The following is a 14,791-nucleotide window of genomic DNA, read 5'->3' on the forward strand; positions in this document are numbered from 1 at the left end:
ACCCCGCGCCGCCGCCACCGAACCTGGCGCTGTCACCACCGAACCCGGTCCTACCGCTGCCGGGTCCGGCGGCGGCCGCGCGGTTCCCGGTGCCTTGAGCGGGCGGCCGCGCCAGAGCGCCGGCAGCGCCGTCGGACAGGAAGGATGATCATGGTGAAGAGATCTGAGCGTTGGCGGTCGCGCGACGACGAGGCGCACGCGCGCCGGACGTCGATCGGTGACGTGGTGCGTGCGGCGGCCGCGCCTGGCTGGTCGGAGCTGGTGGTCCGCCGGGCCCAGGTCGGGTCGTACGCGGTGACCTCCGTCATCCGCGACGGCCGGGAGATCGCCGTCGAGGGGGTGGACGAGCCGTTCCGGCGCCTGCGCGAGGTGTCCTACAGACCCGGCGTCGGCACCTGGTTCACCTGCGAGCTGGCGTTCGCGCCCCATGGCCGGGGATACACCGGCCGGGTGGACGCCTGCGCGCCGCCCCTGGCCGACGTTCCCCCCGCCGCGGCGCTGGCGGAGCTGACCACGTTCCCGCGTGAGGACACGCCCGGCTGGCTGCTGGACGCGTTGCCGACCGCCGTGCCGCTCACCGCGCCCACGACGTACGGCGATCACTACGACCGGTGGCGCGAGCACCGCGGCAGGCATCCGCTGCCGCCGATCGACGGTGACTTGGTGTACGTTCCCGCCGCCGTCATGACCGCTCGTGTGTTCGATCACGGTGTGGAGCGCGGTCAGCACCTGTGGCACCTGGCGGAGAAGGACGCGGCCGGGGCGGACGCCCTGGTGATCTCGGCGTACGAGCAGAAGTACTGGATCGGCCGGGACGGTGCGCGCGGCATCGGTGAGGGGGTGCGCTCGCTCTCCCTCGACGGCGCGGTGCTCCGGCTTGAGCTGACGTCCAAGGCGGCCGACGAGCTGCGTACGGAGACTCTTTACGAGGTCCGGCTCGACCTGCCACCCGAGTCGATCGACCGCCTGCGCGCCGCCGTGCCGGACATGTTCCGGCTCGTGGACGACGCTCCCGAGCTGATCGGTTTCTGACCCATGCCACCAGCCCTGACCTGTTCCGACTCCTAGGCGTGGCGCCCTGGCACTGATCGGGTTCCTCCCGGACATGCTCCGGCCCTCATCAGGGACCACCGGCTCGCGCCGCCGTCCCCAACGGCAGCGGGGTCGAAGGCGATCGGCCCGACCGACGCCCCCGTCAGGGCTCGGGCCAGAGATGATCGACCCGCCCGGCACACGCTGGGGCCCGTGCTGGCCCGCATACCGGCCGGGCCGCCATCCCGAGCGGCACCCGGCGCCAGAAGCGATGACACCTTCACACCAACGAGCAGCTGCCGCGACCACGGGTCCGGAGCGCCGAGCGGTGTCCGGGGCAGGGGCGAGCGGCCCCGGCCGGTGTCGCGGGCAGTGATCGATGTCAGGGCGATGACGGAGTAGGAGTTGCCTGACGCGTTCAGGCGATGCCGTGTTCCGGCTGGTGATCGGGGGTGGAGGTGATCCCCGCGAGCCGATGGTGCGGGGGCAATGGGTTGCGGGTGGTTGGTTCTGTACCGGTAACCGAGGGCCGCGCGTGGTGCGGGTGGTTGGTTCCGTGCCGGAAACCGGGGGCCGCGCGTGGTGCGGCCCCCGGTTTCGGCCCGGCCCCTGATGGAGGCGTGGCTGTTCGCGGTTACGGCTGGACGACGGTGATGTCGGCGCCGATGAGGTCGGCGGTGGCGTGGAGGTCGGCGGCGCGGTGGCCGGTGCCGAGGGCCCAGTGGTGGGAGATGCCGGTGGCGCTCCAGGCGTCGGTCCATTCGCCCGGGTCGCAGCCGAAGTCCACCCGGGAGGTGGTGTTCCCGATCTGGAGCAGGGGGCCGTCCACGACCTCGCCCTCCGAGACGACGAAGCCGTAGCGGCCGTCGCGCGCCTGCCGCAGCCCGAACACGGTGACGGGCCCGTGCTTGACGTCGAACTCCACCGACACGCCCCACCCCCGCTTGCCGTGGTAGACGCCGAGGCCGCGCAGCAGCGGCCTGCGGGCGCTGATGGCGAGGTGGGCGGGGCCGTCGTGGCCCATCTCCACGTGACCGCGGTGGAAGTCGAGCGCCTGGAACTCGGTGAACGAACCGCCGGCGCCCAGCCGGTCCATGATGAGCATGGCCAGGCTGGTGCGCAGCTCGTACTCGCCGGCGGCCGGGATGCCGCGTGCGGTGAGCAGGGACGCGCCGAGGATCATGCCGGCGCCGAGCCGTTCGTGGATCTCGCCGTCCAGGCCGCGGTGGTAGTACGCGAGGCTGTCCAGCTCGAAGTCGTCGACCAGCCGGTCGAGGCCGACCGACACGCGGGCCGCCCACTCCAGGTCGTCCTCGTTGACCGAGTCGGCCAGCTCGAACACCTCGCGGGCCAGCTTGACGCGTTCGGCGGCCTCGTCGCCGGTGACCTTCTCGACGCGTACGCGCAGGTCGTCGAACTCCAGCACCTCGACGTGCCCGCCGAGGTTGGCGCTGACGAGGGTGAGGTCGGTGGCGACGTCCATCATGCCTGGGTAGAGGTGGCCCATGAGGCCGTGCCGGCCGCGGCGCAGCGCCGCGCGCACGCCGGCCGCCCGCACCCAGCGGCCGATCTTCGTCCACGCCCGCTCGTCCTCCAGGTACCCCGACACCGAGCGGAACGGGATGCCGAGCCGGGTGAAGGCGTTGGCCATCTCCGGCAGCGGGCACGCCCCGCAGTAGGCGAGCCACTGGCCGGTGTCGAACGTGGCGTGGTCCATCGACTCGGTCGGCTGCAGGTTGATCAGCAACATGGGGGCGCCGCTGCGCTGCGCGATGGGCGCGAGCATGGTGGCCGTCATGTACGTCGTCAGGAAGCCGACGATGAGGTCGCAGCCCGCGGCCCGCAGCTTCTCGGCCGCCTGGGCCCCTTCCTGGGCGTCCGAGATGAACCCGACGTCCACGATCTCCGCGTCGAACTCGCGCATCCGCTCCGACACGCGCGCGGACGAGCGCTGGAGCTGCGGCAGCAGGTCGGGGAACTGCGGCCAGTACGCCCCCAGACCCCCGGCGACCAGCCCCACCTTGACGCGGGGCGGCGTGATGCGAGTGAACGTGCTCATGACGAGCCTCCTTCGGTCAGCGGACCTCGACCTCGATGATGCGGGTGTAGTCGTTGGCGCCGTTCGAGGCCAGCGCCACGATGCGGACGGCGTCCGCGGTGACGGGCGCGAAGTCGGAGCGGGCGTCGCCCGCGGTGTTGCCGCGCACCTGGGCGACGGTCTGCCACTGGCCGCCGACCTGCGCCTGGACGTCCCAGTCGCGCAGCCCGTAGGTGTCGGCCGGGTAGCGCTCGGTGTCGAGCGTGTACAGGTCCACCCGCGAGACCTGCTTGGCGCCGCCGAGCGCGATCGCCACGGTGTCGGGCCAGGCGCGTCCGGTGGCGTCGTTCCAGCCGTTGCCACCGGCCCAGCCGTTGGAGGAACGGTCGCCGTCGACGACGCTGCAAGGCGGGTAGTTCGCGCTGGCGTGCTGCGAGGAGGCGGTGACCGGGCGGCGCAGCGCGAGGTTGCCGCCGTTGTCGAGCTCGTCCACGGTCGTGACCTCGACCGGCACGGTCAGGGTCTCGGCCGGGGTGCGCAGGCGCAGGCCGTACTCGCCCTGCTCGGTGCCCGGCGGGACGGCGACCAGCAGCTTCGCGCGGACCTCGTGGCCGGGCGGCAGGTAGCTGGTCAGCATCGTGCGCGAGGCGGTGAGCGGCGCGTCGATCTCGACGTTCATGGTGGCGAACCGGGCCTTCTTGGCGTCGCTGCGCATGCCGATGTCGATCTTGGCCGGGCAGGCGGGGTCGACGCCGAGCGGGGCGACGAGCCGCTCGGCGCCCGCGACCGGGGTGAGCTTGCCGGTGCCCGTGGAGGAGCCCGGCTTGACCTTGACCGACACCGAGGACGGTGGCTCGGGATCCGGGGCCCAGGCGGCGGCGGTGGTGAGCGTGGCGACGGCGGCGAAGGCCAGCGCGGCGATGAGGGTACGCATGATCGTTCCTTCCTCAGAGCACGTTGACGCCGGGGGCGCCGTCGAGGGTGACCAGGCTGGCCCTGGTGGTGATGGGGGCGCCGGGCCGGTCCACGTAAGGGACGACCTTGAAGTCGGAGCGCCACCGGTCGCGGGTGACCTCGCAGGAGACGTAGCCGCGCTGGTAGCTGGAGAACCTCAGGTGCGGGTTGAGCGGGTCGGCGCCGCCGGGCGGGATGCCCTGGTTCGGGTTGCCGTTGCCGCCGCTGCTGATGGACGTGCAGACGAGCTCCACGCCGACGGTCCTGGAGGACGGGTCGTCGAAGTTCGCCTTCAGATCGCCCGCCATGTTGCAGTGGATGTCGCCGGTCAGCACCACGGGGTTGCTCACCTCGCGGTCGATCATGCCGTGCAGCAGGCGGTCCTTGGCGGCCTTGTAGCCGTCCCACAGGTCCATGCTGAGTTGCTGCTCGGGGCCGGGGGCGAAGTCGAGCTGCATCATGGCGATCTGCTGGGCCAGCACGTTCCACCTGGCGCGGGAGGCGCCGAGGCCGTCGAGCAGCCACTTCTCCTGCTCGGCGCCGAGCATCTGGCGGCCCGGGTCGAGGCGCTCGTCGCAGCCGATCTGCTGGCCGTCGCCGCAGAGCTGGTCGTCGCGGTACTGGCGGGTGTCGAGCACGTTGAACTCGGCCAGGTCGCCGAAGGTGAACCGGCGGTAGATCCGGGCGTCCGGGCCTTCGGGCGCGGGAACCCTGATGGGCATGTTCTCCCAGAACGCGCGGAAGGCGTTGGCTCGGATCACCAGGAAGTCCTCCTCGGTGACCTCGCCGCCGGGGCCGTGTGGGCCGGCCCAGTTGTCGAGCACCTCGTGGTCGTCCCAGGTGACGATCCACGGCGCCCGGTGGTGCGCGGCCTGCAGGTCGGGGTCGCTCTTGTAGAGGCCGTACTGGATGCGGAAGCGGTCGAGGGTGTCGCACTGCACCCGGAACTGCTCGGGAACGGGGGTCTTGCGGTTGCCGCCCATCGGCAGGATGCCGAACTCGTAGAGGTAGTCGCCGAGGTGGAAGACCACGTCGGGCTCCTCCTCCGCGAGGTGGCGGTAGGCGGTGTAGTAGCCGTCCTGCCAGGCCGCGCACGAGGCGAACGCCAGCCGCATCGACTCGGGGCCGCCGCCGGTGGCGGGTGCGGTCTTGGTGCGGCCGACGGGACTGATCTCGCCGCCGGCGCGGAACCGGTAGAAGTACTCGCGGCCGGGCTCCAATCCCTTGGCGTCCACGTGGACGGAGTGGCCGTACTCGGGGTGGGCCAAGGTGGAGCCGTGCCGGGCGCGCCGGGTGAACGTCTCGTCCTCGGCGATCTCCCACTCGACCTTGATCTTGCCGAACGGGAGGCCGCCGAGCGGCTCCAGGGGGTCGGTCGCGAGGCGTGTCCAGAGGATGACCCGATCGGAGAGCGGGTCGCCGGAGGCCACGCCGAGCCGGAAGGGGTTGTCGCCCTTCACGGCCGCGCGTGCGGTCCAGGGGTCGGCCAGGTTGGTGGTGAAGGCCAGGGCCAGAGCGGAGCCGCCGAGCCCGAGGAACGTACGTCGCGAGGGACGATGCATGCTTGCTTCCTAAGGTGGGGGGCGAAAGCCCTCACTTTGTAGCAAGCAGGCCACGTCTTAACAAGATGCAAGTTACAAATAACATCTTCGTGCGTTACATCGGCGCGAAGCCGCCGGGTGAGGGCGACGCGGTCGTCGCGATGCCGTCCCGGGGCGGGGTGTCACATCTGGGCGACCTCGACGTGGGCGTGGTGGTCGCGGAGCCGTTTGAGGAGGTCGGCGGGGGCGTTCGCGTCGACCACGACGACGTCGAAGTCGCCCAGCGGCGCCACCCGGTGCAGCGCCACCCGGGCCAGCTTCGAGCCGTCGACGGCCAGGATCCGGCGCCCGCCCGAGCGCAGCATCGCGCGTTTCACCAGCACGATCTCCTGCTCCTGGTGGAAGGCGTACTTCTCGGAGATGGCGGAGGTGGAGACCACGACGAGGTCGGTGCTGACCGCCTCCACCGCGTCCACACAGCCGAGGCCGAGAAAAGAGTCATGCGTGGCGTGATATTCACCGCCGAGGGCGATGAGCCGGATGTCGGGGTGGCCGGCCAGCAGCCTGATCGCCTCCAGGAAGTTCGTCACCACGGTCAGCGGGGCCAGCTCGTGCAGCTGCCGCGCCACGGCCAGCGCCGTGGTGGAGTCGTCGAGCATGACGGAACTGCCGGGCTCGATCATCCCCGCCACCACGCGCGCGATCGCGTCCTTCTCCGCCGTGTGGGCCTTGAGCCGGTAGGCGATGTTGCTCTCCCACACGTTGCTGGCCTGCGCGGTGGCCCCGCCGCGGACCTTGCGCACCATCCCCTGGCGCTCCAGCTCGTCGAGGTCGCGGTGGACGGTCATCACGCTCACGCCGAAGCTCTCGGCGAGCTCGGTGACGGAGGCGGAGCCCTGGCGCACGATGTGCTCGGCCATGCCGTGCCAGCGCGCTGACCTGCTCGAGGTGTGCGGCCGCGAATTCACCTGGTTCTTCCACCTCTCGGACGGCAGCGAATCCTAACTCTTGACACCCATCTTGGGCGACTCGTACTCTCCCCCCATCTATCAGTTTTAACAAGTTTGATTGTTAAGTTAACAAACCCTTTTCAAGGGAGGTGGGCGTGGAGCTCACCACAGGTATGCGGACGACAGGCATTAAAACGTTCGCATCGGAACCGGGCCGTCGCCGTGCCCTGGGACGGAGGCCAGTCGCGGCACGGCGTGCCGGCGGGCAGGCCCATCAGGTTCTCTCGGGGGATCACACCTTCCGAACGACCGAGGAGACATTATGACCGACCTGCTGCACGACGCCCGGGTGAGTCGGGGCCAGTTCCTGCGCATGATGGGCGGCCTGGCCGCGGCCGCGTTCGCCACCGCCTGCTCCACCCGGCCCCAGACGAGCACCCCGTCGGGCGGCGGGCAGGCGACGACGGAGCTGAAGTTCATCGGCGTGTCCGACCAGAAGGCGCCGATGGACCAGCTGGTGGCGGCCTACCAGAAGGCGAAGCCGTCGGTGCGGATCACCGCGTCGTACGCCCCGACCGATCAGGTGCAGACCTCGGTGCGCACCCAGCTCGGCGCCGGCAACGCCCCCGATCTGCACGTCGTCTACCCGGGCAGCGGCAGCGCGATGTCCATGTCGCAGATCGCCGAGGCCGGGCTGCTGGCTGACCTCTCGGCGCAGGCGTGGACGCGGAGCATCCCCGAGGGCTTCAAGCCCGCCTTCCAGCTCGACGGCAAGACCTACATCCACTCGGCGGGCTCGTCGGTCATCGGCGCGGTCTACAACAAGAAGGCGTTCGAGCAGGCGGGCGTCGAGGCGCCGCCGACCACGTGGAGCGAGTTCCTGTCGGTCTGCGACCGGCTGAAGAAGGCCGGCCTGGTGCCGATCGCGCTGGGCGCCCAGACGCCGTGGGTGACCCAGCTCATCACGTACGCACTGGTGCCCTCCACCGTCTACGCCAAGGATCCGACGTTCGACGACAAGCAGCTCGCCGGGCAGACGAGCTTCGCGCAGTCCGGCTGGCGCGAGGCCATGGAGATGTACCTGGAGCTGCAGAAGCGCGGCTTCTTCAACGACAACCCGAACGGCACCACGTTCGAGCAGCAGACGTCCATGGTCGCCACCGGTAAGGCGGCGATGGCCGTGCAGGTGTCGGCCGTGCTGCCGGACTTCCGCAAGGCCGCCTCCTCGCCCGACGACCTGTCGATGTTCCCCCTTCCTGGGGCCGGCGACGCGGCGAGCGTGTGGATCCCGGCCGGTGTGGTCGTCGGGCTCGGCGCCGCGGCCAAGGGCGCGAACGTCGAGGAGGCCAAGGCGTTCATCGACTTCCTCGGCAAGCAGGAGAACATCAACGCCTGGGCGAAGGCCATCGCCGCCATCCCGCTCGTGCAGGACGCCTCCTCGACCATCGACCCGGCCGTGGAGTCGTTCCTGCCGTTCACCAAGGACCGCGCGGTGCCGTTCATGGACCAGCGCTGGCCGAACGCCGAGGTGCAGCCCGTGCACTTCGCGGTGATCCAGGAGCTGCTGGCCGGCGAGTCGACCATCGACGAGGCGCTGCGGAAGATGGACGAGGCGTACCAGAAGTGACACCCTTGACGGCCTCCCGGGCCAGGCCCGCGCGGGCCTCCCGGCGGCGATTCAGCGTGACCAGCCCGCCGTGGCTGTTCGCCGCGCCCGCCCTCGTGGTGTACGCGGTGGTGGTGCTCTACCCGGCGGTGAGCGGCGTGGTGTACGCGTTCACCGACTGGAGCGGCATCGGCGAGGACATGTCGTTCGTGGGCCTGGCCCAGTTCCGCACGCTGCTCGGCGACGAGCAGGCCATGGGCTCGATCGGCAACACCCTGCTGCTGACCGTGACCATAGTGGTGGTGCAGAACGCCGTCGGGCTGCTGCTGGCCCTCGGCGTGCACGCCAGGCTGAAGAGCAGGGCGCTGCTGCGGGTGGTCTTCTTCGCCCCGGTGGTGGTCAGCCCGGTCATGGTGGCGTTCCTGTGGAAGTACATCTACAACCCCGACCCCTCGTCCGGGCTGAACGGGCTGCTGGGCCTGCGGGTGGACTGGCTGGGCGACCCGTCGGTGGCGTTGTGGTCGATCGCCGGCATGGTGGTGTGGCAGTACGCCGGGTACTCCATGGTCATCTTCCTGGCGGGGCTGGAGGGCGTCGCGCCGGAGCTGCACGAGGCGGCGATGATCGACGGCGCGGGCACGTGGCAGCGCTTCCGCTACGTCACCTGGCCGCTGCTGGCGCCCGCGGTGACGATCAACGTGATGTTGTCCACGATCGGCGGGCTCAAGCTCTTCGACCAGGTCTTCGCCGCCACGAACGGCGGCCCGGGCTACGCCACGGAGACCCTGTCGACCGTGCTGTACAAGCAGGCGTTCGTCTTCGGCAAGTACGGCTACAGCACGGCGATCGCGCTGGTGCTGGCGCTGTTCGTGGCCGCGGTCTCGCTCGTCCAGGTGTACTACTTCCGCAACCGGGAGGTGGCCGCGTGAGAAGGACGTTCCTGCTCGAGATCGTGATGATCGCGGTGGCGGTGGCGTTCCTGTTCCCCGTCTACACGCTGGTGTCGCTGTCGCTGAAGGACCCGGCGCAGATCTCGCAGTCGCCGCTGGCGCTGCCGGCCCCGCCCACGTTCGCGAACTTCACCGAGGCGTGGACGGCGGCGGCGCTCGGCCCGTCGCTGGTGAACAGCACGGTGATCACGGTGGTCAGCCTGGTGGCGCTCATCGCGCTCGGCTCGTTCGCGTCGTACTTCCTGGCCCGGGTGCGGACCCGGCTCGGCTACGGCCTGTACGTGCTCTTCCTGCTGGGCATCGTGCTGCCGTTCCAGCTGGGCATGATCCCGCTCTACGGGCTGGTGAACGATCTGGGGCTGATCGGCACGCACACCGGGATGATCCTGTTCTACACGGGCATCCAGCTGCCGTTCACCGTGTTCCTCTACACGGGGTTCATCCGGGCGCTGCCCCGCGAGTACGCCGCCGCCGCGCAGATCGACGGGGCCTCGCACTTCGTGGCGTTCACCCGGGTCGTCTTCCCGCTGCTGCGGCCGATCACCGGCACGGTGCTGATCCTCAACGCCGTCTTCATCTGGAACGACTTCTTCACGCCGCTGGTCTACCTCGGCGGCTCCGGATACGAGACGGTCCCGGTCAGCGTCTTCGCCTTCGTCGGCCAGTACGTCTCCCAGCACGGCCTGGTCTTCGCCGGTCTCGTGCTCGGCGCGGTGCCGATCGTGCTGGTGTTCCTGGCGCTGCAGCGTTACGTCATCAAGGGCTTCGCGAGCGGACTCAAAGGGTGAACGTCTTCGACCTGCTGCGGGAGCCTCCCGCGGCGTACTCGCCGGCGGCGATCTGGTGGTGGAGCGGCGAGCCGCTGCGCCGGGAACGGCTGCGCTGGCAGCTGGAGCGCCTGGTCGCGGGCGGGGTGCGCAACCTCGTCATCCTGAACCTGGCGCCGTCTGGGCCGATGTTCGGCGCCGACGCCGACGACCCGCCGTTCCTGTCGGAGGCGTGGTGGGAGCTGCTCGACGGGGTGTGCGCGGACGCGTACGAGCTGGGGGCGCACCTGTGGTTCTACGACCAGCTGGGCTTCTCCGGCGCCGACCTGCAGGCCCGGCTCGTGGTGGAACGCCCCGAGTTCGCCGGCCAGTGGCTGGCACCGGACGGCTCGGTGACGTCGCGCGGCTTCGACTACCTGTCGCGTGAGGCGTGCGCGGTGCTGCTGGACCGGGTGCACGGCGAGTTCGAGCGGCGGGTGGGGCACTGGTTCGGCCGGGTGATCGCCGGGTCGTTCCAGGACGAGCTGCCGACGCTGCCCACGTGGTCGGCGCGGTTCGCCGAGGAGCACCTGGCCCGGCGCGGCGAGGCGTTCTCGCTGGACAAGCCCGACTGGCTCGCCTACCAGCGGACGCGGGCGGAGCTGGCCGAGGAGGCGTTCTTCCGGCCGCTGGCGGCGTGGCACGAGCGGCACGGCCTGATCAACGGTTGCGACCAGCAGGACCCGGCCCGCGGCGGGCACCCCGTTGAGGGCGTGCAGCTGTACGCGGACTACGCGCGCACCCACCGCTGGTTCGGCGCGCCAGGCTCCGACCACCACGGCGACGCCCGCCTGCACGCCTCCCTCGCCCACCTGTACGGCCGGCCGCGCACGTGGATCGAGGCGTTCCACTCCAGCGGCTGGGGCGGCACGCTGGAGGAGACGTTCGACTGGCTGCTGCCGTGGCTGCGCGCGGGGGCGACGTTGTACAACCCGCACGCGGTCTACTACACGACCCGGCGCGGCTGGTGGGAGTGGGCGCCGCCGTCCACCGACTGGCGGCAGCCGTACTGGCGGCACCACCGGGTGTTCGCCGACGCCGTCACCCGGCTGTGCGCGGTGTTGTCGCAGGGCCGGCACGCCTGCGACGTCGCCGTGCTGCTGCCGACCGCCACCGCGCAGGCGGGCACGGGCCTGGCCTCCGTGGACGCGGACGCCGCCCGGGCGCAGGAGGTCTACCGCGAGATCGTGGGCGATATGGCGTGGTTCGCCACGAAACCGGGCGTGCTGGACCGGCTGTGCCTGGACGCCGACGTGATCGACGAGGACTCGGTGCGGCGCGCGGCCGTCGAGGACGGGCGGCTGGCGGTCTCGACGGAGGCGTACCGCGCGGTCGTCCTGCCCGCCGCCACGGAGCTGGACGACGACGTCGCCGCCCGGCTGGCCGCGTTCGCCGCCGCCGGCGGCCTGCTCGTGACGGTGGGCGCGCTCCCCGCCGCCTTGGAGGGGGCCGCGCGTCACGTCGCGTCCGCCGCCGAGCTGGGCGAAGCGCTCGCGGACCTGCCGCGCCGGGTGGAGGCGCCGGTGCCCGCGCTGGTGCGTGAGGTCGGGCAGACCACGCTGGTGTTCCTGACCGCGACGCACCCCATGGCGAGCAGGATCGGCGTGGGCCGCCCTGACGAGCGCGGCGTGGAGCTGGGCTGGCTGGACGCCTCCATCGACTTCGACCCCGCCCGGTACGCGCGCGAGATGCGCGTCACCGTCAGGGGCGTCTCGGGCACGCCTCGCCTGGCCCGCCTCTTCGATGGGGGCGAGCCGATGGCGCTCCCGTGCACCCGTGACGGTGACGTGGTGGAGGTCGTGGTGCCGTTCGACGACGGGCCGGCCGCGTTGCTGGTCTTCGACGGCACCGCGGCCGAGCCGGCACCGCCGCGGCCCGCGTACCCCGTGGAGACCGATCTCGGGGACGAGTGGGACGTCGAGCTGGTGCCCACCGTGGACGACACGTGGTCCGACTTCGGTGGCGGGGCGGGCGTCGAGCGCTGGACGCTGCGGACGCCGGACGGGGAGCCGGTGCACGTGACGTTCGGGCCGCACGGCGAGCAGCGGGTCGGCGACGGCCCGTGGACGCCGTCGGTGTGGTCGGCCTCGCGGGGGCTGCGCAAGGACCCCGTCCACCGGGACACGCTCGGCCCCAAGGGGCACGTGCCGACCGAGTTCCTGGCGTTCGGCCGGGTCGCGGCGGGCGCGCGGGCGTGCTTCCGCGCGGTCCTCACCGTGCCGCCGGGCCCGGAGGTGTGGCTGGCCGTGGGCGCGGGGGCGGCCAAGACGCTGCGGCTCGACGGCGCCGAGCGGGCGCTGGACGATCCGGGCTACGCCGCCGTCACGCGCGCGCCGGTCGCGCCCGGCGAGCACCTGCTGGAGCTGACCCTCACCCCCGGCGAGGACCTCGACCTGCGCGCCTACGTCTGCCTGGTGGCCGACCCGGCCGACGCCGCCCGCCCCGAGTGGATCTCCGGCACGCCGCTGGAGACGACCGTGCGGGTCGCCGATCCGGCCGCCGCCGAGCCGCTGCAGGTGGCCTCGACCGCGTCCTGCCGGGTGCTGGTCAACGGCGTGGAGGCGGGCCGGCAGGGCGGCTTCGACCCGTACGCGGAGGCGGACATCCCCCGGGTGCGCCGCTACGACGTCTCCGGCCTGCTGCGCGCGGGCGCGAACACGATCAGCATCGAGTCGGACGGCTGGGTGCTGGCGGACGGCCTGGCCGTCTCCGGCCCCGCCTGGTCGCCCCGCCCCCGGGTACGCCGCCGCCAGCACGGCGAGCCCGCCGCCCTCTACCTGCGGCCCCGCCCGCATCCGCTGCCGGAGGCCGGCTGGCTCGACGGCCTGCCCGCCGCGCTGCCCGCGACGTTCGCGGTGCCGGGCGCCCGCCCGCGCGTCGAGACCTTCCTCCTGGAGCCGCCGCCGGGCGCGATCTGCGCCGATGCCGGGCCTGCCGACGTCATCGGCGACCTGGCCGCGGCGACCGTCGAGCTGCGGGTGGCCACGCGGCCGGGCGCGCAGGGAGGCGCGGCGTTCGGCGGGCCCGTCCGGTTCGCCTGCGGGCCGGGACGGATGCGGCTCGGCGACTGGGAGCATCGCGGCCTGCCGGGCTACAGCGGCGGCGTCCGCTACCGCACCGCCGTCACGGCGACGGCCGGGCCCGGGCTGCTCGACCTGGGGCGGGTCAGGGGCACGGCCGAGGTGACGGTGAACGGGCGGGCGTGCGGGGTGCGGGTGTGCTCGCCGTACACGTTCGACGTGGAGCTGGACGAAGGGGTCAACACGGTCGAGGTACTCGTCCTCGGGACGCTCGGGCCGTACCTGGACGAGGTGAGCCCCACCCACTTCGTCTTCCCCGGCCAGCGCAGCACCGGCCTGTTCGGCCCCGTCCGCCTGCTAACCGCCGATCGGAGGCAGCCGCCGCAGCAGCGTCATGGACACTACGGCCAGCGCGAGTGACAGCACCGCGCTCACGACCGCGACGGTGAGCAGGCTCTGGCCGAAGGCGGCCTGGGCCTGCTCCACCAGCGCCGCCGCCGGGCCCGGCGGCAGGGTGGCGGCGGTGCCGAGCGCCTCGGCGAGCGAGTCGCCCGCCTGCGGTGAGCGCACCGTGGCGCCGTAGACGGCCGTGCCGACGCTGCCGAGCAGCGCGATGCCCAGCGCGACGCCGAGCTCGCCGCCGCACTCCGCCAGCGCGGAGGCCGACCCGGCACGCTCCCGCGGCGCCGAGCCGACGATGAGGTCGATCCCCAGCGCGCCCACCGGCGCCATGCCCAGAAAGGCGATCGTGACGCCGGCGACCAGCGCGCCCAGGCCGTCACCGGCCACGACCACGGCGAACCCGGCGGCCGAGACGACCAGCCCGGCCCCGAGAAGCGGCCCCGGACGGAACACGCCGCCCAGGACCGGCGCGGCCAGCGAGCCCGCGGCCAGGCCCAGGGCCGGGAGCGCCATCCACAGACCGGCGGCCAGCGGCGAGAGCCCCTCGACGAGTTGCAGGTGCTGGCTGACGAACAGGTAGACGCCGCCCTGCACCACCAAGGCCAGCGCCAGGATCAGCAGCGCGGCGCTGAACGTGCGGCTGCCGAACAGCCGCAGGTCCACCAGCGGCTCCGCCAGCCGCCGCTGCCGCCGGACGAACGCCGCGCCGCACACCAGGCCGGCGGCGATCGCGGCGTACGCGACCGGCCGCCCCGGATCGTCGGCCAGCTCCTTCAGGCCGTAGACGAGCGGCAGGATCGCGGCCAGCGACATCGCCACGCTCAGCAGGTCGATCCGGCCGGAGCCCCGCGCGGCCGTCTCCGGCAGCACCATCAGGCCGCCGGCCACGACGAGGATCATCAGCGGCACCGCCATGAGGAACACCGACCCCCACCAGAAGTGCTCCAGCAGCAGCCCGCCGATCACCGGCCCGGCCGCCGCCCCGCCCATGAAACAGGCGGTGAACACGCCGATCGCCAGGGCCCGCCGCCTGGCGTCGTCGAACAGCCCCGCCACCAGCGCCAGCGCCGACGGCCCCATGGCGGCGCCCGCGACGCCCAGCAGCACGCGGGCGGCGATCAGCATCGCGGTCGAGGTGGCGTAGGCGGCCATGACGGAGGCGGCGGCGAAGACGGCCGCGCCGATCAGCAGCAGCCGCCGCCGGCCGATCCGGTCGCCGGCCGCCCCCATGGCGATCATCAGGCCGGCGAGCATGAACCCGTACACGTCGGTGATCCACAGCAGCTCGGTGGCGCTGGGGTCCAGGTCGGCGGCCAGGTGCGGGAGCGCGAGCATGAGCACCGTGTTGTCCACGGCGAGCAAGAGCGTGGCCACGGCGAGGACGGACAGGCCCAGCCAGGCGCGGGCCCCGCTCCGAGTGGTTTCCGTAGTGGTCGTCATGCGATCAGCGTGGAACGCGGGCGTTCCGGTTCGATTCGGATCTGTTTAGGGT

10 protein-coding genes are annotated in these 14,791 nt (G+C 72.2%); 5 read left to right on the forward strand and 5 right to left on the reverse strand.

All coding sequences use genetic code 11. The annotated features are described in order from the left end of the window. The first annotated feature begins 150 nt into the window (after positions 1-150). The gene (locus tag E1286_RS25420; protein WP_132616149.1) at positions 151-1,032 is read left to right on the forward strand and encodes a hypothetical protein; all 882 of its coding nucleotides are present in this window, start codon (positions 151-153) and stop codon (positions 1,030-1,032) included. Between the two features lie 634 nt (positions 1,033-1,666). Here E1286_RS25420 and E1286_RS25425 read toward each other — a convergent pair. The 4 genes from E1286_RS25425 to E1286_RS25440 form a co-directional block, all read right to left on the reverse strand. Then, positions 1,667-3,091, reverse strand: coding sequence for an L-fucose/L-arabinose isomerase family protein (locus E1286_RS25425; protein WP_132616151.1), 1,425 nt, complete (start codon positions 3,089-3,091; stop codon positions 1,667-1,669). A 16-nt stretch (positions 3,092-3,107) separates the two neighbouring features. Next, the gene (locus E1286_RS25430) at positions 3,108-4,004 is read right to left on the reverse strand and encodes a discoidin domain-containing protein (protein ID WP_132616153.1); all 897 of its coding nucleotides are present in this window, start codon (positions 4,002-4,004) and stop codon (positions 3,108-3,110) included. Between the two features lie 13 nt (positions 4,005-4,017). Further along, the gene (locus tag E1286_RS25435) at positions 4,018-5,586 is read right to left on the reverse strand and encodes an alkaline phosphatase D family protein (RefSeq protein ID WP_132616155.1); all 1,569 of its coding nucleotides are present in this window, start codon (positions 5,584-5,586) and stop codon (positions 4,018-4,020) included. A 161-nt stretch (positions 5,587-5,747) separates the two neighbouring features. Continuing rightward, on the reverse strand, positions 5,748-6,485 hold the full coding sequence (locus tag E1286_RS25440) for a DeoR/GlpR family DNA-binding transcription regulator (protein ID WP_132616157.1): 738 nt from the start codon (positions 6,483-6,485) through the stop codon (positions 5,748-5,750). A gap of 352 nt (positions 6,486-6,837) precedes the next feature. Between E1286_RS25440 and E1286_RS25445 the strand changes: the two genes are divergently transcribed. From E1286_RS25445 to E1286_RS25460, 4 genes are read left to right on the forward strand one after another with little or no spacing between them, the layout of a single operon-like run. Next, the gene (locus tag E1286_RS25445; RefSeq protein WP_132616159.1) at positions 6,838-8,142 is read left to right on the forward strand and encodes an extracellular solute-binding protein; all 1,305 of its coding nucleotides are present in this window, start codon (positions 6,838-6,840) and stop codon (positions 8,140-8,142) included. Then, positions 8,139-9,050 carry a carbohydrate ABC transporter permease gene (locus tag E1286_RS25450; RefSeq protein WP_132616161.1) on the forward strand — a complete coding sequence of 304 codons (912 nt, stop codon included), beginning with the start codon at positions 8,139-8,141 and terminating at the stop codon, positions 9,048-9,050. Before E1286_RS25445 ends, E1286_RS25450 begins: the two co-directional genes overlap by 4 nt. Continuing rightward, positions 9,047-9,859 carry a carbohydrate ABC transporter permease gene (locus tag E1286_RS25455; RefSeq protein ID WP_246075118.1) on the forward strand — a complete coding sequence of 271 codons (813 nt, stop codon included), beginning with the start codon at positions 9,047-9,049 and terminating at the stop codon, positions 9,857-9,859. The genes E1286_RS25450 and E1286_RS25455 overlap by 4 nt, the downstream gene beginning before the upstream one ends. Further along, positions 9,856-13,317, forward strand: coding sequence for a hypothetical protein (locus E1286_RS25460; protein ID WP_132616163.1), 3,462 nt, complete (start codon positions 9,856-9,858; stop codon positions 13,315-13,317). The genes E1286_RS25455 and E1286_RS25460 overlap by 4 nt, the downstream gene beginning before the upstream one ends. Here E1286_RS25460 and E1286_RS25465 read toward each other — a convergent pair. Next, complete coding sequence (locus E1286_RS25465) at positions 13,255-14,739, reverse strand: MFS transporter (protein ID WP_132616165.1); 1,485 nt, start codon at positions 14,737-14,739, stop codon at positions 13,255-13,257. The genes E1286_RS25460 and E1286_RS25465 overlap by 63 nt on opposite strands. Between the last annotated feature and the right edge of the window lie 52 nt (positions 14,740-14,791).

It is taken from the genome of Nonomuraea terrae (assembly GCF_004348995.1).
Classification (GTDB): domain Bacteria; phylum Actinomycetota; class Actinomycetes; order Streptosporangiales; family Streptosporangiaceae; genus Nonomuraea; species Nonomuraea terrae.

Coding starts and splice junctions, on each gene's coding strand:
- E1286_RS25425 (WP_132616151.1), bottom strand. CDS start 3,091: ATGAGCACGTTCACTCGCATCACGCCGCCCCGCGTCAAGGTGGGGCTG.
- E1286_RS25445 (WP_132616159.1), top strand. CDS start 6,838: ATGACCGACCTGCTGCACGACGCCCGGGTGAGTCGGGGCCAGTTCCTG.
- E1286_RS25465 (WP_132616165.1), bottom strand. CDS start 14,739: ATGACGACCACTACGGAAACCACTCGGAGCGGGGCCCGCGCCTGGCTG.
- E1286_RS25440 (WP_132616157.1), bottom strand. CDS start 6,485: ATGGCCGAGCACATCGTGCGCCAGGGCTCCGCCTCCGTCACCGAGCTC.
- E1286_RS25435 (WP_132616155.1), bottom strand. CDS start 5,586: ATGCATCGTCCCTCGCGACGTACGTTCCTCGGGCTCGGCGGCTCCGCT.
- E1286_RS25430 (WP_132616153.1), bottom strand. CDS start 4,004: ATGCGTACCCTCATCGCCGCGCTGGCCTTCGCCGCCGTCGCCACGCTC.
- E1286_RS25420 (WP_132616149.1), top strand. CDS start 151: ATGGTGAAGAGATCTGAGCGTTGGCGGTCGCGCGACGACGAGGCGCAC.